The organism is Rhizobium sp. P1_C7 (genome assembly GCF_056406295.1).
On sequence record NZ_JBFUAL010000008.1, the window covers coordinates 223,064 to 242,152 of the forward strand.

The window sequence follows — 19,089 nt, forward strand, 5'->3', positions numbered from 1 at the left end:
CTGGACCGGCGTCTGCCGGAGAAAACACTCTTTGAGTCTGTATTAAACCAGATCAAAACAAAATTCGGACAAATGTCGAGTGCGTTGCGAAAATGTGCAACCCAATTTTGATGCCGCGGGAATCCCGATGCGCGCCATCAACGTGCCATCTTTGGCTTCGAAGCCTCGCTTGACCGTATGCCAAACTGCAAGCTAACTGTGGTTGAGAGGGATACCCGTGCGAATTCTACTGGTTGAGGACGACAGGATGATTGGCGAAGCGGTGCGCGATCACGTCGCGGCCTCAAATCATGCTGTGGACTGGGTAGGCAATCTCGCCAACGCCGACGCAGCCGCCGGACCTGTCGAGTACGGCCTGATCTTGCTCGATCTCCAACTTCCCGATGGGAGCGGCATCGATTTTCTCAGACGCATCCGCAGCCGCGATTTGCGAACGCCGGTGATCATTTTGACCGCGCGAGACCAGATATCGGACCGTATCGAGGGCCTTAACGCCGGAGCCGACGATTACCTGGTAAAACCCTTCAATCTCGAGGAGCTGGAGGCGCGTATCATGGCCGTCGCGCGCCGCTACGACGCCAATCCGCATCCTGTCATTCGCATCACCGACATCGAGATCGACCGTCCGCAGCACAAGATCTCCGTAGCCGGCGAGCCGATCATCCTGACCAGCCGCGAATGGGCCGTGTTGGATCTGCTGACCGCCCGTCCCGGCGCGATCGTTTCCAAACACCGCATCGAGGAAGCGCTCTACGCCTTCGGCTCGGAAATCGAGAGCAACACGGTCGAGGTCTACGTCAGCCGGCTGCGCAAGAAGATCGGCAAGGATCGCATCCGGACCGCACGTGGCATCGGCTATACGCTTGGATGAAAATGAAACTCGAACGCAGCATCACCCGCCCGCTTATTCTTGCGCTGACAACGGTTATGGTCGTCTTCTGGCTGCTGGCCATCGGACTGAGCATCCGCGTGATGCAGCATGAATTCGACGAGATCTTCGACAGCGCCCAGCAGGAGACAACTGGACGTCTGCTCGCGCTGATCCTCGATGACGTTGATCAGCGTACGACCACCGATCCGCATGGAATAGCCATGCTGAACACCGCCGCCAGCCGCGAATACCTGACCTATCAGCTGCGTGACGCAAACGGAAAGATCGTCCTTCGCTCCAACGATGCACCAGCGGAGCCTTTCCAGGCGCCCCTCGATCCAGGCTTCCATGATACGGACACGGCGCGCATCTATACCGAGAAGACCCCAGACAGCGCGCTTTTCCTCCAGGTCGCCGATCGCTTCAAGAACCGTTACGAAGCCGTGCGCGAAAGCGCCGTCACCTTGCTCATACCGCTGATCGCGCTCATTCCCGCAAGTATCTTCGCCATCTGGTTCATCGTTGGCCGCGCACTGAAGCCGCTTGACACGCTTCGCCAGGATATTGCTACCAAGGACGGCGGCAACCTAGCGGCGGTCGAAGGCCGCAAACTGCCGAAAGAGCTGAAACCGATCGCCCGTTCCGTGAACCTGTTGCTCGGACGGCTGCGTCAAGCGCTTGAAGCGGAACGCGAATTCACCGCAAATAGTGCCCACGAACTGCGAACGCCGATTGCAGGCGCGCTGGCACAGACGCAGCGCCTGGCAGACGAGCTTCCGCCAGGACCGACACAGGTTCGGGCACACCATGTCGAGGCCTCGCTTATCAATCTCGGACGCCTCGCGGAGAAGCTGCTGCAATTGTCTCGCGCCGAAGCCGGGATCGGCGGAAGCGCAAGCGCCACAGATCTTCGCCCCGTGCTCGATATGATCGTCACCGACTTCGAGCGCGACAGTCGGTCGCGTGGGCGGCTGCGCTATTCGGCAGAGCCGGACGCGACGCTCGTCCGCAACGCAGACATGGATGCCTTCGGTATCGTAATTCGCAACGTAATCGAAAACGCGCTCGTGCACGGCGACCAGGAGCAGCTGGTGACGGTCAGCCTGGAGCAGAACGGGACGATCCGCGTTGTCAATGGCGGGCCCGTGGTGCAAGAGATGGATATGGCAGCGCTCAAGAAGCGCTTTCGCCGCGGCAAGACAAGCGCCGCCGGCTCCGGCCTCGGGCTGGCGATTGCCGATCGGATCGTCTCGCAGATGGGTGGCACGCTGGAGTTGCTGTCTCCGGCAGCCGGCCAGCTATCGGGTTTCGAGGCTCGCATGAGCCTGCCCGCGTGAGCGTTGATTTTGGCTTGCAAATCGTCCGGAACGGTGCGAGCAGACGCAGGGCTTCTTTGAACAAGCAGAATCTGAATGATCATCTCTTTCGACATTGGCGGCTCGGCCATCAAGGGTGGGATCGCCCGTTGCGAAACCGACATCACGCCGCTCGGCCGATACCCCACGCCCACCGACGACTTTGCCGCCTTCGTCGATACGCTGAGGTCCATCATCGACCAGGCTGGCGAAAAGCCGACGCGCCTTGCCTTTTCGATCGCCGGCGTTGTCGATCCGGACACGCAGCGACTGACCTGCGCCAATATACCCTGCATCCATGGGCGAAATTTCGCTGCCGATATCGAGGCCGAGCTTGGCATCCCGGTGCTGGTCGCCAATGATGCGGATTGCTTCGCCATGGCGGAAGCAGGCCTTGGAGCCGGCCGCGGCCATCGCATCGTTCTCGGCGCGATCCTCGGCACCGGCGTCGGCGGCGGTGTGATCGCCAACGGACGGCTGATCAACGAGGCCGGCGGCTTTGCCGGCGAATGGGGCCACGGCCCGATCGTCGCCCTGCGTGCCGGCAACCCGCCGGTAGAAATTCCCCACTACCCCTGCGGCTGCGGCCAGAAAGGCTGTGTCGACACGGTCGGCGGCGCCCGTGGCCTGGAACGCTTGCACAAGACCCTCCATGATCTCGACTTCTCGAGCCAGGAGATCATTGACGATTGGCTGAGGGGCGAGGAGAAGGCGACGCGCACGATCGACGTCTTTGTCGATCTCGTCGCCTCTCCATTAGCGCTGACCATCAACATTACGGGTGCAACCATCGTGCCGGTCGGTGGTGGGCTTTCCAACGTGGAGCCATTGCTCACCGAACTCGACAAGGCTGTGCGACAACGCATCCTGCGCAAGTTCGACCGCCCCCTCGTCGTGCCCAGCGAATGCCGGGTCGAGCCCGGCCTGATCGGCGCGGCCTTGCTGGGACTGAAGGCTGAAGACGAACTCGCTGCCTAAGAGTGGCTAAGAGCATCTCTCGTGGCTGCTTGCATTGTCGGCAACGTGTGGCGGGGCCTGCGCGTCCCGCACAGATGCAAAGACCATGGCGTCCCCTCACCCTACCCTTCGCCCGAGGGCAGAGGGTAAGCCTGGTCGCTACCACAAGTCTCTTCTCCCCGTGAGGATAAGGTGGGTGGCGGCAGCCGGTTGAGGGGGCTGCTTGCCAAAACGCTGACTGTTTAGCCGCACCTTCATACCGCAACGACAGCTTCCCGACTTCCTGAATGAAAAATGGCACGGCTCGCACCGTGCCATGTCAGTTACTCCGCAGCCATCACGGGTTGCTGTCGGTCGATCTCTTCGTCGTTGCTGTTGGAAGGAAGGCTCTTGTCATTGTCCTTTGCCTTCGGCTCCCTGCCGAAGAACAGCGCGTAGGCGGCCGGCAGAACCAGGATGGTCAGCACCGTCGCGACCAGGATGCCGCCCATCATGGCGTAGGCGAGTGGACCCCAGAAGACGCCGCGCGAGATCGGGATCAGCGCCAGAACGGCCGTCAAAGCCGTCAGCATGATCGGCCTGAAACGCCGCACGGCAGCACCCACGATCGCCTCTTGGCGATGCATCCCCGCCTTGATGTCCTGGTCGATCTGGTCAACGAGGATGATCGAGTTGCGGATGATGATACCGAGAAGCGCTATGACGCCGAGGATCGCGACAAAGCCGAACGGCGCGCCGCTGATCAGGAGCGCCGCGGCGGCACCGATGATGCCGAGCGGACCGGTCGCCAGAACCAGCATCGCCTTGCCGAAATGCTGCAGCTGCGCCATCAAGAGCAGGACGATCACGAGAAGCATGATCGGCGCCTTGGCGGCAATCGAGGCCTGGCTTTCGGCCGCGTCTTCCGCACCGCCCTGGATCTCGATCTTGTAGCCTGCCGGCAGACTGTCGCGCAGCGGCTTCATGTCGGCATACATCTTCATCACAACGTCATTCGGCTGCACGTCATCCGGCAGCGTCGCGCGTACCGTTATCGTCGGCAGGCGGTCGCGCCGCCACTCGATGCCCTGCTCCAGCACCGGCACGACCTTGGCGATCTGCGAGACCGGGACGAAACCGCCGAAATCCGTCGGCACGTAGACCGAGTTGACGGCCGACAGCAAAGAGCGATTGCCCTCAGGCTCGCGGGCGACGATCGACACCGTCTCCTCGCCATCACGGAAATCGTCGAGCGGTGCGCCGGACATGGTGGTCTGCAGCATCTGGCGGACGCGCTGCGACGTAACGCCGAGCGCGCGGGCGCGGTCCTGGTCGATCACCAGCTTCATCGCCGGCACCGGCTCCAGCCAGTCGTCGTGGATGGCGCCAAGCATCGGGTTGGCCTGGAACTGCGCCTTCACCTCGTCAGCGACCTTGCGCACTTCCTGGCGGTCGGGTCCCATGACGCGCATCTGCACCGGCCAGCCGGTCGGTGGGCCGAGGAACAGCCGGTCGACCTTGCCCCGGATGTCAGGGAAATCTTCCGCAAGGATGGCGCGCAGCTTGAGGATCAGTCGTTCGCGAGCCGGCTCGTCGTTTGCCATGACGAGAAGCTGCGCGTAGTTAGGGTTGCGAAGCTGCTGGTCGAGCGGCAGGAAGAAGCGCGGAGCGCCCTCGCCGATGTAGGTGGCGACGAACTTCTTGTCCGTGTCATCCATGATCTTGGTTTCAAGGGCCTTGGCCTGCGTCTCGACCTCGGCAATGCTCGTGCCCTCCGGCAGCCAGAGATCAACCAGGATCTCCGGACGCGAGGATTGCGGGAAGAAGTTCTGCGGGATGAACTGGAACGCCCAGAGGCTGGTGACGAACGTCACCAACGTCATCGCTACCACAATGATCCGATGGCGCACAGCCCAGCCGACCGTCGCCCGAAGCCGCCGATAGAAGCGGGTATCGAACGCGTCATGATGTTCGCCCGCATGATGGCGTTGCTTCAGGATCATGTAGCCGAGCCATGGCGTGAAATAGACCGCCACGAACCATGAGACGACGAGCGCGATGCCGACAACGTAAAACAGCGTGCGCACATATTCGCCGGCAGTTGAAGCCGCAAACCCGACCGGAATGAAGCCGGCTGTGGTGATCAGCGTGCCGGTGAGCATCGGGAAGGCGGTCGAGGAATAGGCGAAACTGGCCGCCTCGATCTTCACAAGGCCCTCTTCCAGCTTTCGCTCCATCAATTCGACCACGATCATCGCATCGTCGACGAGCAGCCCGAGCGCGATGATCAATGCGCCGAGCGAAATGCGCTGCAGATCGATCCCCAGTTCGTACATGATCGCAAACGTCGCAGCCAACACCAGCGGAATGGCGATCGCAATCACCAGACCCGAACGCCAGCCGATCGACAGGAAGGAGACGATCAGCACGATCACCAGGGCCTCGCCGAGTGCATGCATGAACTCGCTGACCGCATCTGTCACGACGTCAGGCTGGTTGGAGATCTGATCGACGGCGACGCCGTAGGGCAGGGCTTCCTCGAAGCGCTGGTAGGTCGCCTCGACTTCCTTGCCGACATCCGTCACCTTGAAGCCTCTGGCCATGACGACGCCCACCTGGACGCTCTCGTGACCGTTGAAGCGATACTTGCGCTGGTAGGGATCCTCCAGCCCTGAATAGACGGTGGCAATGTCGCCAAGCCGCGTAACCTGGTTGCCGGCGCGCAGGCGCAACTCGCGGATATCGTTCGCCTTGGTGACGTCGCCTTCGACCGAGATCCGCACAGAGCGCGTGCCGGTCTCGACAGAGCCCGCGGCATCGACGTTGTTCTGGCCCTTGATCGCGTTCTGCAGATCGACGACCGTGAGGCCGCGCTCCGCCAGCGCCTTTGAGGAAACGTCGATGTAGAGCTTCTCTGGCTGGTCGCCGAGAATGACGGCCTTCTCGACACCCGGCGTCGTCAGGAGCATGTCGCGCGCCTGAATGGCGAACTTCTTCAGTTCCGGATAGCTGTAGCCATCGCCGCTGATCGAGTGCAGCGTAATATAGGTATCGCCGAACTCATCGTTGAAATACGGTCCTAGCAAACCTTCCGGCAGCTCGTTTGATATATCGCCGACCTTCTTGCGCACCTGATAGAAGGCGTCCGCAACGTCGGCCGAATTGGTATCGCCCTTCACCTGCAGCGTGATGATGGCACTGCCGGCCCGCGTATAGGACTTGACCCAATCGATGTGGGGCGTTTCCTGCAGCTTACGTTCAATCTTGTTGACGACCTGGTCTTCCATCTCCTGAATGGAGGCGCCCGGCCAGATGGCCTGCACGACCATCACGCGGAAGGTGAAGTCAGGGTCTTCCTTCTGGCCCATGCGCGTCAGCCCGAGCACGCCAGTGATCAGGATGAGGCCGAACAGGAAGCGCGCTATGCTCGGATGGCCGATGGCCCAACGCGACAGGTTGAAGGGTCGCTTTTCGGTGGAGTTGTCCATGGTCCCGTTCCCTCTCCTGACTGCGCCTTAGCGAACGACGTCGGTGGTTTCGACCGAGGCCGACTGTTGGCCCGGCAGCTTGACCTTGAGGTTTTCGGTCATGAACTGCGTGCCGGCGGCAACAACGAGATCCCCGCTCCTGAGGCCCTCGGAGACGGCTACGCCCTCGGCCGTGAAATCCGCGACGATGATGTCGCGCGCGTGAACGGTCGCGCCACCACGATCGACGACCCATACGATCTTCTTGCCATCCCTCTCGGCAAGTGCCGCGAGCGGAATGGCAACATGGGCGGCGGCATTGCCGACATCGGCTTCGATCGTCGCCGTCATACCGAGCAGAACCCGGTCATCGTTCGGAAGGCTGACGCGCACCGCAAACGTCCGCGACTGTGGGTCCGCACTGCCCGAGACCTCCCGCACCTTGCCGTCGAGCACCAGCTTGCTGTCCGACCAGAAGCTGGCCTTGACCGTCTTGCCCGGCTTGAACGCTGCAATGTCGTTTTCCGAGACGGCGATCTGCACTTCCTTCTCGCCGTCGAGCGCGACGGTAGCAACCGGCGTGCCCGAGGCAACGACAGTACCGGCATCTGCGCTGATTGCAGTGACGATACCGGTGTGATCGGATCTGAGTTCTGCGTAGTTCACCTGGTTCTTGGCCTGATCGAGCGAGGATGCCGCCGCGTCGCGCGTGGAAACCGCCTGATCGTAGCTTAGCGACGCCTGCTCCATCTGGGACTTCGCCGTTACGCTCTTGTCGTAGAGCTGCTGGGCGCGCTTGTTTGCAAGGTCGGCGGTGGCGACGCCCTTTTCGGCGGCGTTAAGATTGGCCTCCGCGGTCTTGGCTGCGAGCTCATAGTCCGTCGCATCAATGCGGGCGATCAGGTCGCCCGGCTTGACGCGATCACCGATATTGACGCGCCGCTCGGTAATCTTGCCGGCGACGCGGAAGCCAAGGTTCATTTCGACGCGCGCCTTGACGGCACCGGAATAATCGAGCGAGCGCGTGTCCCCGGCCTTGGCGATCTCCACCAACTTCACCGGCCGAAGGATTTCCTTCGTCTCGGCTTTTTTCTCGTCACTGCAGCCTGAAACGGCAAGTGCAACGACGCCGAGGAGCGCAACACTGGCAACGGACGGCAATTTTACTGTCTTCAGCGAAATCATCTTTCGCACTCCTGCAATCGTTTCAATGTTGAGAGGCGCGGCTTTGTCGTCGCGCTATTTCTTCAGCGCCCTGATCGCGAAATCGACCAGTTCGTCCACCGTCGCGCGGTTTGTTTTGGCAAGACATTGGGCCACCATTTGCGGGTGGCAGAGGTTTATGGTCGCAGCACCGAAGCAGCGTGACGCGACGTCCGCGTCCTGCTCGACAAACTCGCCGTCGGCGATCCCCTCACGGATCACATCGGCAATCAACGCGTGGATACTGTCGATATGTTTTTCGATGACGTGCCAATCCCGCTCGATGGCAACGATGACCATCTCGTGGACCTTTTCCTGGTCGAGCATGGTCTCGAGCGTCATCTGATACTGGCCCCGGACGAAACGGCCCAAACGATCCGAAGCGCTGACGGGGAGATGGCAGATATCAAACGCCTGCTGATAGCTCGCCGCGAGCATCCGGCCACAGATCGCCTGGTGAATATCGACCTTGGAGGCGAAGAAGCGGTAAACGTTGGCCGGCGACATACCGAGGTCGCGGGCAATGTCGGCCACGGTGGTCTTCGAGTAGCCATAGTGGCGGAACAGCCGCTCGGCGGCATCGAGAATGCGTGTCACATTCTCCTGTCGCGTTGATTCCAGGACATTTTCCGCAGTGTCATCCATGAAGTTCACACACCTGACTTACGACTGACGATTTTTGAATTTCGTCAGTCGTAAAACATCAAGCGTCAAGAGTCAATCTGCTGCACTGCGACGACAGCGCTCAGTGGCGCACTGCGATCGGCCGGAAATGTCGAACACTGAGGTAGCCGACGACGAGGAAGGCGACGAAGACGATCGCCTGAACAATACCGACGATCGGCTCGCCGCCAGTCGGCGCCAATGCGTTGAGCACGGGGACTTTCTGGAAAGACTGGACGACAAACACGAGACAGTTGAAGTAAAAGAGCGCCAACGCCCCGACGACGAAGACCGGTCGCCAGATGCCGGCCATCGCGAACCGGTAGCGGGCCAGTGCTGTGGGGACGAAGACCAGCACGCAGATGAGGCCGACGCCGATCCCCGGCGTGAAGCCGTTGTAGGGAAAGACGAAACCCGTAAGTACGGTGACCGCCGTGGTCAACATGAAAAGAAGAGTCCAACGGTCGTAGCGCTTTCCGGTGATGAGGCCGTAAGCGAGCGCGATGCCTGCGACGATGGCGATCAGACTGACGATGACATGAAATAACGTAAGAGCTGCAATTCCCGACATGGTTTAACTCCCTCGATGAAGGCGGGTCAAAAGAACAGGCAATGAAATACGGGATGAGAACAGGACCAAATACAGACCTGCAATCCGGATGCTGCAGCGCAATCGTTTCAAAAGAAAGAGAAATCTGAAATATCGCAAAAATGGAGCGCGCCGCGACCCAGCGGACCGCGACGCGCGATCATGTCGTTGGCCGCCGATTAGGAAAGTTTGACGTCGAGCGAGATTGGAACAGCCGAGAGCGCCTTGGAAACCGGGCAACCGGCCTTGGCCTTGTTGGCGAGCTCGGCAAAGGTTGTCTCGTCGGTACCGGGAACGCTGCCTGTCAGCGAAAGATGGATCGCGGTAATGGCAAACCCAGCCTCGACGCTCTCGAGCGTAACCTTCGCAGTCGTCTGCATGTCGGTGGCCTTCAGCCCCGCTTCCTCAAGGACCAGCGACAACGCCATCGTGAAGCAGCCGGCGTGCGCCGCTCCGATCAGCTCTTCAGGGTTGGTGCCGGGGATACCCTCGAAACGGCTGGCAAAGCCGTAGGGATATGACTTGAGCGCGCCGCTCTGGGTCGAGATCTGCCCCTTGCCATCCTTGAGGCCACCGGACCACTGCGCCGAACCTGTACGATTGATCTGCATTCCGTTCTCCTGTTGGATCGAGTTTCCTTGAACGCCGTGTGCCGTGCCGCGCCGCTCGTTAAGAGGCGCAACGTGCCCCTCCGTCGCTGGATATAATCCTCTAACGGCGGAAGGCGACAATCTTGTTAAATCCGGGCGCCGCACCCGCATGTTCATCCAAATCATCATACTAGCTGATTGCAATTGTATGATGATTAACGTATGGAGAGCGCCATCGAAGAAAACAGTGCGGAGGAACACGATATGGACGAGCCGACTCCAATCGTCGAACGCCGCCCCCGCGTGCGCCGCAACGTCACGGCCGCCATCGGCAAGTATATCTGCTCGGGACGCTATCCAGCCGGATCGGCCCTCCCCCGCGAAAACGATCTCTGTGATCTCCACGGTGTCAGCCGAACAGTCATCCGCGAGTCTCTCAAGGTGCTGGAATCGAAGGGACTAGTTCGCGGCAAGCCGCGCATCGGCACGACAGTCTGTGACAAGGAGGACTGGAATATCCTCGACCAGGACGTACTGGAATGGATGGGAGACAACCTCAACGACTTCGACCTGCTGGCAAGTATCATCGAGGCGCGCCGAACGATCGAACCGGCTGCCGCCGAATATGCCGCCGAGCGGGCGACTGCCCAGGAGATCGCCGACCTCGACAACGCCTGGCGGCAGATGCAGGCTTCCGGCGACGATTTCGAAGCCTTCACCGATAGCGACGTGGCCTTTCACACTGTGTTGCTGAAGGCAAGCCACAACCAGGTCTTCCACCGCCTGTCGACCGCCATTCACGCCGCGCTGAAGTATGCGTTGCATGCTTCCAACGTGGCCATGCCCGACCACAGCGAGGCCATCGAAACACACGCCGAACTGGTCGAGGCGCTGCGCCTTCGCGACGGACCGCGTGCCCGCCAGTCCATGAACCGCATTCTCGATCTTGCCGTGCGCGACCTGACGGCCGCCGGAAAGACGGCCGGACGAACCGGATAATCGAAATACACCCCAAATATGGCACAGCCGCAGAAAAGCAAACGAGGAGCACCCGATGAAGATCACCAAGCTGACCACCTATATCGTTCCGCCGCGCTGGCTGTTCCTGAAGATCGAAACCGATGAGGGTATCGTCGGCTGGGGCGAACCTGTCGTCGAAGGCCGGGCGCTGACCGTACAGGCTGCCGTCCACGAGCTGGAAGACTATCTGATCGGCAAGGATCCCTTCCTGATCGAAGATCACTGGAACGTCATGTACCGTGGTGGTTTCTATCGCGGCGGCGCGATCCACATGAGCGCGATCTCGGGCATCGACCAGGCGCTGTGGGACATCAAGGGCAAAGCCCTTGGCCAGCCGATCCACTCGCTGCTCGGCGGCCAGGTGCGCGACAAGATCAAGGTCTATTCCTGGATCGGCGGCGACCGTCCGTCGGATGTGGCCAGCAACGCCAAGGAGGTCGTGGCCCGCGGTTTCAAGGCGATCAAGCTCAACGGCTGCGAAGAGATGCAGATCGTCGATACCTACGAAAAGGTCGAAAAGGCCGTCGAAACCATCGCCACCATCCGCGATGCGATCGGCCCCTATATCGGCATCGGCGTCGATTTCCATGGCCGCGTCCACAAGCCGATGGCAAAGGTCCTCGCCAAGGAGCTCGAACCCTACAAGCTGCTCTTCATCGAAGAGCCGGTCCTGTCGGAAAACTATGAAGCGCTGAAGGAGATCGCCAACCATTCCTCGACGCCGATCGCGCTCGGCGAGCGACTGTTTTCGCGCTGGGACTTCAAGCGCATCCTCTCGGAAGGCTACGTCGACATTCTGCAGCCCGACCTGTCGCATGCCGGCGGCATCACCGAGTGCCGCAAGATCGCGACGATGGCAGAGGCCTATGACGTGGCACTGGCCCCGCATTGCCCGCTTGGCCCCATTGCCCTTGCCGCCTGCCTGCAGGTCGATGCCGTCAGCTACAACGCCTTCATCCAGGAACAAAGCCTGGGCATCCACTACAACAAGGGCAACGACATCCTGGATTACATCTCCAACAAGGAAGTCTTCCACTACGCCGATGGCTTCGTCAGCATCCCGCAGGGTCCCGGCCTCGGCGTCGAAGTGGACGAGGCCTACGTCATCGAACGCGCCAAGGAAGGCCATCGCTGGCGCAACCCGATCTGGCGCCACGAAGACGGCAGCGTCGCCGAGTGGTGAGAGCCACCGGCGAGGGAAATGGACAGGCAAGGGGCGGCGGCAAGCTGCCCCTTTTCCTTTGCCGTAAGCCCGCTCCAACCCCAAATAGCCGCATGCCCTGATGTCGAAAGAGGCATCGGTCCGCTCCGACGCGCGGAAAGGAACAGGTTGGACTGAAAGACTGCCGCGGCCCCGTAGCCGTCCCTTTTCCTGACCTCAACTTAAAACAAGCCCATGCCCGGGCATTGCCCTCAGCCCGCCATCCGTGCCGTATCGAGCGTGAAGAGTTCCTGCGGCCGTTGTACGCCGCGCAGCGCGTAGCGTCCGATGCAGGCCAACGCATTGCGCTCCTCCTGCGGAATGGCGGCAGCGAAATCCGAAGAGATCAGCACATTGAAATCGACGGAGCGGCAGAGCGATGCAATGCGGCTGACCTCGTTGACGGCAGGGCCGATCACCGTAAAATCGAGCCTTTCCTGGCTGCCGATGTTGCCGTAGAAGACATCGCCGATATGCAGTCCGATATAGACGTCGGTCGTCGGCCGCTCCTCCAATGCCCGCTCGTCATTCAACGTGACGAGCTTTTCGCGCAGAAGGCGCTCGGCCCTGAGCGCCGCGCTACACGCGTCCGAAGGCTCATCCGCCTTGAAGATCGCCAGCACGCCGTCGCCGATCAGCTTCAGCACGTTTCCGCCAGCCTCGTGAACAGCCGAAATCACGACATCGCTGTAGGCGTTCAGCATCGGCAGAATTTCTTCAGGCGGCGCGCTGTCGGAGATCTTGGTGTAGTTGACGAGGTCCGAGAACCAGAGAACCGCAGAAATCCGTTCGGATTTGCCGCGCGTAATCTTGCCTTCCAGAACCTGCCGCGCCGCATCCTCACCGAGATAGACTTCGGCGATGGTTCGGGCGATCCGGCCGAGGGCGATGCATTTGATCGCGAGCGCCAATACTGGCACGAGCTTGCGCAAAATGATGAGGTCGTGGTCGGAGAAGCCCTCCGGATGGCGCGTCGTGAAATGCGAGAAAAAGCAATCCATCTCGCCGATCGTGCCCGCCTTGGCAAAGCGATGCACCATTGCGATGAAATCGGTATGGCCATCGGCCTGCATCTTTTCGAGCATCACGAAATCGATCGGATCGCCGAAGCCTATCCGACGGCGCACCTCGTTTTCGTTGCCGGCCCAAAGGTAATAGAAGGCGGATTTCTGCCAGCTTTCGAGCGAGCTCCCTTCGCTGCCGGTCGGGCCGTATTCGAATTCCGCCTCGATTTCTTCCTGGCTGTCCCACCGGAAGGCGCGGCCCTCGTGTACCGGATGAAGCGTATCCATCAGCGCCATGCCGCGGTCAAGCGGCAGTCCAAACTCGCGGCAGGTATTGCAGAATCCCGTCAGCAGTTCGGATTCGGAGGCGCCCTTGAGGCCCTGCTCCGTCAACCATGCCGCAACCGTTCCGATATCGCTATATTCCATGCCGCATATCCTCGCTCATGAAAAATCTCTATCGCGCTTTTGCCGGCAAGGGAAAGCCAAACCTTCAGTCCGCGGGTGGCATGTTGTAAGGCGTAATGATCTCGACGGCCGACAGTGATGCCGGCGCGATGTGCCCGGGCATCGCGCCGCTCATAACTGTTCGGAACGCCGAACGGGCGTCGGTCGATCGGCAAGAGGTGGCCCCGCGCCTGCGCCTATCTCTCGTCTGCCGAACCTGGCCTGATGACGGGCTCGATGATCCGCTTCGACCAGTCGGGCTGGGGTGGTTGCGACGGGTCACCTACCCTCTCGCGCCACTTTGAAAAACTGTCGGGACCCCGTCATTTTTGCCGTTGCGGGCTCTGGAGCGCTCCACGATTTGCGTTTACGAAGGACGTCGAACGCTTTGGGAGGAGTTAGCCGTGTCGCATGATGCCCTTTACGATATCCGTGACGACCGTTTCCGCGGCCTGATCGCCGGCAGCGCCAGGCTCGAGGAGCTCTACTCCGGCTGCCGCTGGGCAGAAGGCCCGGTCTGGTTTTCGGATCTCAACTGCCTCCTCTGGAGCGACATCCCCAACGAGCGGATCATGCGCTGGGTACCGGATGGCGGCGTCTCGGTGTTCCGTTCCGCTTCCAACTACGCCAACGGCAATACGCGCGACCGCCAGGGCCGGCTCGTCTCGTGCGAGCATGGCGGACGTCGCGTCACGCGCACCGAGCCTGACGGTCGGATCACCGTGCTGGCCGACAGCTATGCGGGTAAGCGCCTGAACTCGCCGAACGATGTCGTCGTCGGATCCGACGGCTCGATCTGGTTCACCGACCCAAGCTACGGCATCATGTCGGACTACGAAGGGTACAAGGCCGAGCCGGAACAGGAAACCCGCAACGTCTACCGCATCGATGAAGCGACAGGCGAGATCGATGCCGTCGCAACGGACTTCATTCAGCCGAATGGCCTGGCCTTCTCGCCTGATGAGAAGCAACTCTACATCGCCGACTCCGGCTCATCGAACCATGAGGTGCCCCGCCACATCCGCGTGTTCGATATCATGGACGGGCGCAAGCTGGCGAACAGCCGCTTTTTTTGCTCGATCGAAAACGGCGTGCCGGACGGTTTCCGGTTGGATGTCGATGGCAATCTCTGGAGCAGCGCCGCCGACGGCGTGCATTGCTTTGCGCCCGACGGCACGCTGCTAGGCAAGATCAGGGTGCCGCAGACGGTTTCCAACATCACCTTCGGCGGACCGAAGAAAAACCGCCTGTTCATCACCGCAACGCAATCGGTCTATTCGATCTACACTACGACCAACGGTGCGCAGCATCCGTAAGCAGGACTGCGTATCCGGCTCACGCTACAGGCGTCACTGAACGGACAGTACCGTTGTTGTCGACATTGCAGGAGAACTTGCGACCGCTCGCGTCGAGATCCACCGCAAAGGTGCCGTCCGGCAGCAATCGCGAGCCTGTGGGCAGGACCTTTGCGTTCGCGCCCGCGACGCCAGCGGCCGAGTTCGCACATAACAATTGCAGGTCGGCGGGTGCCGTTTGAAGCGTCGTGCGCGCCATGGATTCGGGAGGCGGTGGCGGCGGCGCCGCCGTCGTACAGGCGGCAAGCAGAGAGACGCCCGCCACAATTAGAACAGGCCAACCGCCCGACATCCGCTTCACATCGCTTTTCGACACGTGTCCCACCCTCTCCGGACGTTGTTGATCCCCCTCTGGCTTGCGCCGGGATCTGCCTTTAAATGCCCTTGTAGAGCGCCGCGCCCTGCATCAGCACGATCACCTTGGCGCCGACCTGGATGCGGGAATGCAGGTCGGTAATATCGTCATTGTTCATGCGGATGCAGCCGGAGGATACATCGAGCCCAATGGTCCAAGGCTCCGCAGTGCCATGAATCCGGTAGATCGTGTCCTGGCCACCCTCATAGAGATAAAGCGCTCTGGCGCCGAGCGGGTTTTCCGGCCCGCCAGGCATGCCGGCCGCCCATTTCGCGGCGTTGGGATCGCGGGCCACCATCTCGGCGGGAGGCGTCCATGTCGGCCATTCCGCTGTGCGACCCACCCGCACGATGCCAGCCCAGCCGAAGCCGTCGCGGCCCACGCCGATGCCATAGCGGATTGCCTGCCCGCCGGGTTGGACGAGATAGAGGAAATGCTGGTTGCCGTCGATGATGATCGTGCCGGGCGGCTCTGCCGTTCGAAATGTGACCAGCTGCCGGCGGAACGCTTCCGGCGGCTGATTGTTGCGGGCGTAATACTGCCGCGCCTTCTTCTTGTCGTAGTCGACCCATGTGCGTGTCTTGGCATCGTAGATCTGGGTTTGCGCCAGCGCAGCCAGAGGAGCGAGGCAGACCGCAGCTGCAAGAATAACAAGGCCGACGCGCCGCGCGCTTGCCGGACGAGCTTCGGCAGAACGTTTGAACCGTGCCATCATCGTTTTGCCCACCCGTCGACACGTGCAGTATGGTCAGCGACCCATTTTTTCGCGTAGTCTGCAGCCGGTTGCCGTTCGACTTCAAGCGCATAACTCATCGCCGTGACCTCCTCCGGCGAGAAATCTACCTTATCCAGGAATGCCGCGACGTCAGGATGTTTCTGGCCGAAAGCCGTTGCATAGGCGATGTGGAAATGTGCAGCGTCCCAGGCCGTCGAGGCGCTGGACTTGCTGATCCACAGCGGATCCGTCGCACCAACCAGCTTCCACTTGCTGGCGTCATGCGGCGGCTCGCTGATGCGCACGATCTTATGGAGGTCGAAAATGAAATGCGGTGCGTAGCAGGCAAAGACCATCGGCTCGTTGGTGGCCACTGCCGCGTCGAGCCCCGCCATGGCCACTTCCTCCTCGGCCTCGACGAGCGTCAGGTTCTGCGCGTAACCATAGGTGTTGGCACGCACGCGCTCGATGCCGGTCGATGACCAGGTCGGTGCGCCGATCCACATCTCGCCTTTGCCGTCGCCGTCCGTGTCGAGTACCGTGGTCTTTTTGGGATCGCTGAGATCGGCAATCGTCTTCAGGCCCTTTTCGGCCGCCGCCGGCGTCGCGCATATACCCTGCCAGGCGGGCACGCCGCGCGGACTGAGAACGACGACACCCTTGTCGGTGACAAACTTCTTGATGACATCATCGAGATTCGGCCGCCATACTTCCGGGTGAATATCGACCGTGCCGCTCTCCAGGCCGACGAAGGCATTGAGCGCACCCAGCTCCTGCACCTCGGCGGGAAGCCCGAACTCCTTGGCTATGGCGATTTTCAGGATGTTGGCCGTTGCCTGTCCTGAAGGCCAGTTCGGCATTGCAATCCGCAGATCCTCAGCTTTAGCCGGCAAGGCGGACAGCACAACTGAATAAAGAAAAGCGACGAAAAAGCCTGAACCTGTGCAGTATCTCACAAATGTTTCCCCATGAAAAAGGCACTGATCGGATCGCATGCAGATACTTCAACGTCAGGATGCATAAACGCTTTCTAATAGTCAAGAAGGAACGACCCACATCCTCTCTAAGCCTGTATTAAGCCTTCGCTCCACGTTTTCACGGCCATCGCCATCGTTGCCAAATGCTCTGCCGCGGAGATGCCAGAGACTGCCTTGCGAGGTTTGAGATCGTGATCGCCATCCTCCAGCCAGAGGATCGAAATCGCTCCTGAGAGGTGGTAACCGGCAACCTCGTCTCTGGTCCCGAATGCATCGCGCGTTCCCTGACAGATCAGGGTGGGCGTCAACAGATCGCGCAGATGTGCGGTTCGCAACTGCTCAGGCTTGCCGACCGGATGAAAGGGGTATCCAAGGCAAAGCAAACCTGCGATCTCGCCGCGCCGATAGATCTCGTCGGCCACCATGCTGCCGACCCGACCACCCATCGACTTGCCGCCGATGATCAGCGGCCCGCTTGTCGCAAGCCGGCTCACTGCGGCCCGGTACTCGTCAACAAGCGTGTCCGCTCGTGGCGCCGGCAGCCGCCGGCCCGAGCGCCGACGCTCGGCCATGTAGTCAAACTCGAAGCGCGCTACGCGAAGGCGCGTTGCCGCCAGCGCATCGGCCGCCGCCGTCATGGATTGCGAATCCATCGCGCCGCCGGCCCCGTGTGCCAGCAGGAGAGTAACGGAGGCATCCTCCGGACCCGTGATCAGAAAATCATCGCTCATTGCCGAAGTCTTTAACCATACCATGCCGACATGCGATATCGCTCTCTCGGCGCTGCGACACGCCATTGTGCTCCACTACAAAGCCCTCGTTCCGGACTACCCCTGCAGCCGGCGCAGGAGAACGCCCAATCGCTCCTGCGACAGGCAATCGTCCATGCTTGGCCTATGTGGCATCCCGCCTCCGCCTCGCTTCCTGACATCGCTCGGGCTATCGCCGAACGCGCGTTTGAACGCCCGGCTGAACTCAGCGCCGTCGCTGAAACCTCGCTCTTCGGCGATCTGGAATATGAGACGCCGGTCGTTGGGGTCCGTCAACGCCGAATAGGCACTGAGCAGCCGCCGGCGCTGGATATAGTGCATCACCCCGCCAAATGGCTCGAACAAGTTGTAGAGCCGCGTGCGGGATATACCGAGCTCGCGCCGCACCATTTCGGATCCGAGTTTCGGGTCGAGAAGCCTGCTTTGCACCAACTGCCGGGCCCTTTCGAGAAGAACTGTGGCAATCGGGCCTTCTGCTTCCTCGATATGATCGGGAGATGGGGACACGCAGGCAAGGATCATGGCTCGTGTGGCGGCTGCAAGCCCGGGGAGATCCGTCGGGGTCAGCAACGGCAGGCGGTTGGCGACATCGATCAAATAGTCCGAGAACAATCGCCCCATGCCGGTGCCAAGGGTAGAGAATTCCGCCGATCCCAGGGTAGCCGCCGTTTCCAGGGAAAAATCCCGCGGCACGAACAACATCAGCATGTCGCTTTTCTTGGCAACTACGCCGTCGAATGCGCGCCCCAGCGAATGGATCTGCACTTCGCCCGGATGCGTGGTGAACGCATGTCTTGCCGTCTCAGTGTGGATGGATCCGGACTTGAGAAGAGTGACCGCCCAATGATCCACCGGATCGCGCCGCACATGTCCCTGCAAACTGGAGAAAGCCAGGCTGTCGGTACGGATGTGCGCGAGAACAAGGCTACCCAGGTCCCAGAGTGTCTGACGGCCGCTGAACTCGGCTGTCGTCGGGTCTATATCGGCCAGTTCGAGCATGGGAGCGAAGCTGTCGTGCCACGCAGCGAACTGTTGGAGTCGTTCCAGTCCCGCAGTCGAGAACTCAAAGAACGGCAAAGGCGACGCCTTTTCCTTCTCCCTCCCCGCTACGACAATCGTATCAACGGCTTCGCAATCCGAGATCGCGAACCGTTCGTCGTTCGCCCGCCCCTCGAGAAGCGTTGCGTGTGCTAGAGCTTCTTCGGTTGTCATCGTCCTGCCTCCAGTCGAGCGGCAGCAACACTCCATCCAAAGCTGATTGCCGACATGGAATTCACCGACGAAAAGGAGCTGCTGTCCGACAGTGCGCGGCCCCTGCGCCGCTCAGGTTGCGACTGAGCCGTCGCCCTCATCTGGGCAGTACGGTCATGCGTGATCATGGATGGGCGGCGGAGAGTGCCACCCGAAATATCGATCTGTGCGAACGTTGCAGCAGCAATAATCCTGACCGCAGTATCCGCGGTCGTCGCGAGAATAGGAAAATATGCGCATTGCATTCGTACTTCTCCTATCGGGCCAACAACAGAAGGCCGGGTGATCTCTGAATGATGCTAGTGACATGTTTGCCGACG

17 protein-coding genes and 2 pseudogenes are annotated in these 19,089 nt (G+C 60.9%); 7 read left to right on the forward strand and 12 right to left on the reverse strand.

Annotated elements, in window-relative coordinates:
- Window positions 1-217: 217 nt before the first annotated feature.
- From AC1D2R_RS15110 to AC1D2R_RS15120, 3 genes are all read left to right on the forward strand, one after another.
- On the forward strand, window positions 218-871 hold the full coding sequence (locus tag AC1D2R_RS15110; RefSeq protein ID WP_477968078.1) for a response regulator: 654 nt from the start codon (window positions 218-220) through the stop codon (window positions 869-871).
- 2 nt (window positions 872-873) lie between these two features.
- Complete coding sequence (locus AC1D2R_RS15115; RefSeq protein ID WP_477968079.1) at window positions 874-2,208, forward strand: sensor histidine kinase; 1,335 nt, start codon at window positions 874-876, stop codon at window positions 2,206-2,208.
- 75 nt (window positions 2,209-2,283) lie between these two features.
- Complete coding sequence (locus AC1D2R_RS15120) at window positions 2,284-3,204, forward strand: ROK family protein (protein ID WP_477968080.1); 921 nt, start codon at window positions 2,284-2,286, stop codon at window positions 3,202-3,204.
- Between the two features lie 302 nt (window positions 3,205-3,506).
- Here the strand turns inward: AC1D2R_RS15120 and AC1D2R_RS15125 are convergent, their stop codons facing one another.
- The 5 genes from AC1D2R_RS15125 to AC1D2R_RS15145 form a co-directional block, all read right to left on the reverse strand.
- Window positions 3,507-6,650: an efflux RND transporter permease subunit gene (locus AC1D2R_RS15125; RefSeq protein WP_477968081.1), complete on the reverse strand. Its 3,144-nt coding sequence runs from the start codon at window positions 6,648-6,650 to the stop codon at window positions 3,507-3,509.
- 27 nt (window positions 6,651-6,677) lie between these two features.
- On the reverse strand, window positions 6,678-7,814 hold the full coding sequence (locus tag AC1D2R_RS15130) for an efflux RND transporter periplasmic adaptor subunit (protein ID WP_477968082.1): 1,137 nt from the start codon (window positions 7,812-7,814) through the stop codon (window positions 6,678-6,680).
- A gap of 54 nt (window positions 7,815-7,868) precedes the next feature.
- Window positions 7,869-8,477 (reverse strand): TetR/AcrR family transcriptional regulator, encoded by a 609-nt coding sequence (locus tag AC1D2R_RS15135; protein WP_477968083.1) that lies wholly within the window; start codon window positions 8,475-8,477, stop codon window positions 7,869-7,871.
- A 100-nt stretch (window positions 8,478-8,577) separates the two neighbouring features.
- On the reverse strand, window positions 8,578-9,066 hold the full coding sequence (locus tag AC1D2R_RS15140) for a hypothetical protein (RefSeq protein ID WP_477968084.1): 489 nt from the start codon (window positions 9,064-9,066) through the stop codon (window positions 8,578-8,580).
- 197 nt (window positions 9,067-9,263) lie between these two features.
- Window positions 9,264-9,695: an OsmC family protein gene (locus AC1D2R_RS15145; protein ID WP_477968085.1), complete on the reverse strand. Its 432-nt coding sequence runs from the start codon at window positions 9,693-9,695 to the stop codon at window positions 9,264-9,266.
- Window positions 9,696-9,938: 243 nt separating this feature from the next.
- Between AC1D2R_RS15145 and AC1D2R_RS15150 the strand changes: the two genes are divergently transcribed.
- Together AC1D2R_RS15150 and dgoD are read left to right on the forward strand one after the other, a co-directional pair.
- Window positions 9,939-10,673, forward strand: coding sequence for a FadR/GntR family transcriptional regulator (locus AC1D2R_RS15150; RefSeq protein ID WP_477968086.1), 735 nt, complete (start codon window positions 9,939-9,941; stop codon window positions 10,671-10,673).
- Between the two features lie 55 nt (window positions 10,674-10,728).
- Window positions 10,729-11,877 (forward strand): galactonate dehydratase, encoded by a 1,149-nt coding sequence (gene dgoD, locus AC1D2R_RS15155; protein WP_477968087.1) that lies wholly within the window; start codon window positions 10,729-10,731, stop codon window positions 11,875-11,877.
- A 230-nt stretch (window positions 11,878-12,107) separates the two neighbouring features.
- Here the strand turns inward: dgoD and AC1D2R_RS15160 are convergent, their stop codons facing one another.
- Both AC1D2R_RS15160 and AC1D2R_RS15165 read right to left on the reverse strand, forming a co-directional pair.
- The gene (locus AC1D2R_RS15160) at window positions 12,108-13,328 is read right to left on the reverse strand and encodes an adenylate/guanylate cyclase domain-containing protein (RefSeq protein WP_477968088.1); all 1,221 of its coding nucleotides are present in this window, start codon (window positions 13,326-13,328) and stop codon (window positions 12,108-12,110) included.
- Between the two features lie 64 nt (window positions 13,329-13,392).
- Window positions 13,393-13,512, reverse strand: a pseudogene (locus AC1D2R_RS15165) (LacI family transcriptional regulator); the annotation flags it as partial.
- 17 nt (window positions 13,513-13,529) lie between these two features.
- On the opposite strand from AC1D2R_RS15165, the pseudogene AC1D2R_RS15170 reads away from it, so the two are divergent.
- Both AC1D2R_RS15170 and AC1D2R_RS15175 read left to right on the forward strand, forming a co-directional pair.
- Window positions 13,530-13,631: pseudogene (locus tag AC1D2R_RS15170) on the forward strand (short-chain dehydrogenase); the annotation flags it as partial.
- A 119-nt stretch (window positions 13,632-13,750) separates the two neighbouring features.
- A complete protein-coding gene (locus tag AC1D2R_RS15175) occupies window positions 13,751-14,662 on the forward strand; it encodes an SMP-30/gluconolactonase/LRE family protein (RefSeq protein ID WP_477968089.1) in 912 nt (303 codons plus the stop codon).
- Window positions 14,663-14,681: 19 nt separating this feature from the next.
- Here AC1D2R_RS15175 and AC1D2R_RS15180 read toward each other — a convergent pair whose 3' ends face one another.
- The 5 genes from AC1D2R_RS15180 to AC1D2R_RS15200 form a co-directional block, all read right to left on the reverse strand.
- Complete coding sequence (locus tag AC1D2R_RS15180; RefSeq protein ID WP_477968134.1) at window positions 14,682-14,993, reverse strand: hypothetical protein; 312 nt, start codon at window positions 14,991-14,993, stop codon at window positions 14,682-14,684.
- Between the two features lie 82 nt (window positions 14,994-15,075).
- Window positions 15,076-15,771: a L,D-transpeptidase gene (locus AC1D2R_RS15185; RefSeq protein WP_477968090.1), complete on the reverse strand. Its 696-nt coding sequence runs from the start codon at window positions 15,769-15,771 to the stop codon at window positions 15,076-15,078.
- Window positions 15,768-16,766 (reverse strand): ABC transporter substrate-binding protein, encoded by a 999-nt coding sequence (locus AC1D2R_RS15190; protein WP_477968091.1) that lies wholly within the window; start codon window positions 16,764-16,766, stop codon window positions 15,768-15,770. Before AC1D2R_RS15190 ends, AC1D2R_RS15185 begins: the two co-directional genes overlap by 4 nt.
- A 68-nt stretch (window positions 16,767-16,834) precedes the next feature.
- The gene (locus AC1D2R_RS15195) at window positions 16,835-17,479 is read right to left on the reverse strand and encodes an alpha/beta hydrolase family protein (RefSeq protein WP_477968092.1); all 645 of its coding nucleotides are present in this window, start codon (window positions 17,477-17,479) and stop codon (window positions 16,835-16,837) included.
- Between the two features lie 96 nt (window positions 17,480-17,575).
- Window positions 17,576-18,730 (reverse strand): helix-turn-helix domain-containing protein, encoded by a 1,155-nt coding sequence (locus tag AC1D2R_RS15200; RefSeq protein WP_477968093.1) that lies wholly within the window; start codon window positions 18,728-18,730, stop codon window positions 17,576-17,578.
- Window positions 18,731-19,089 lie beyond the last annotated feature (359 nt).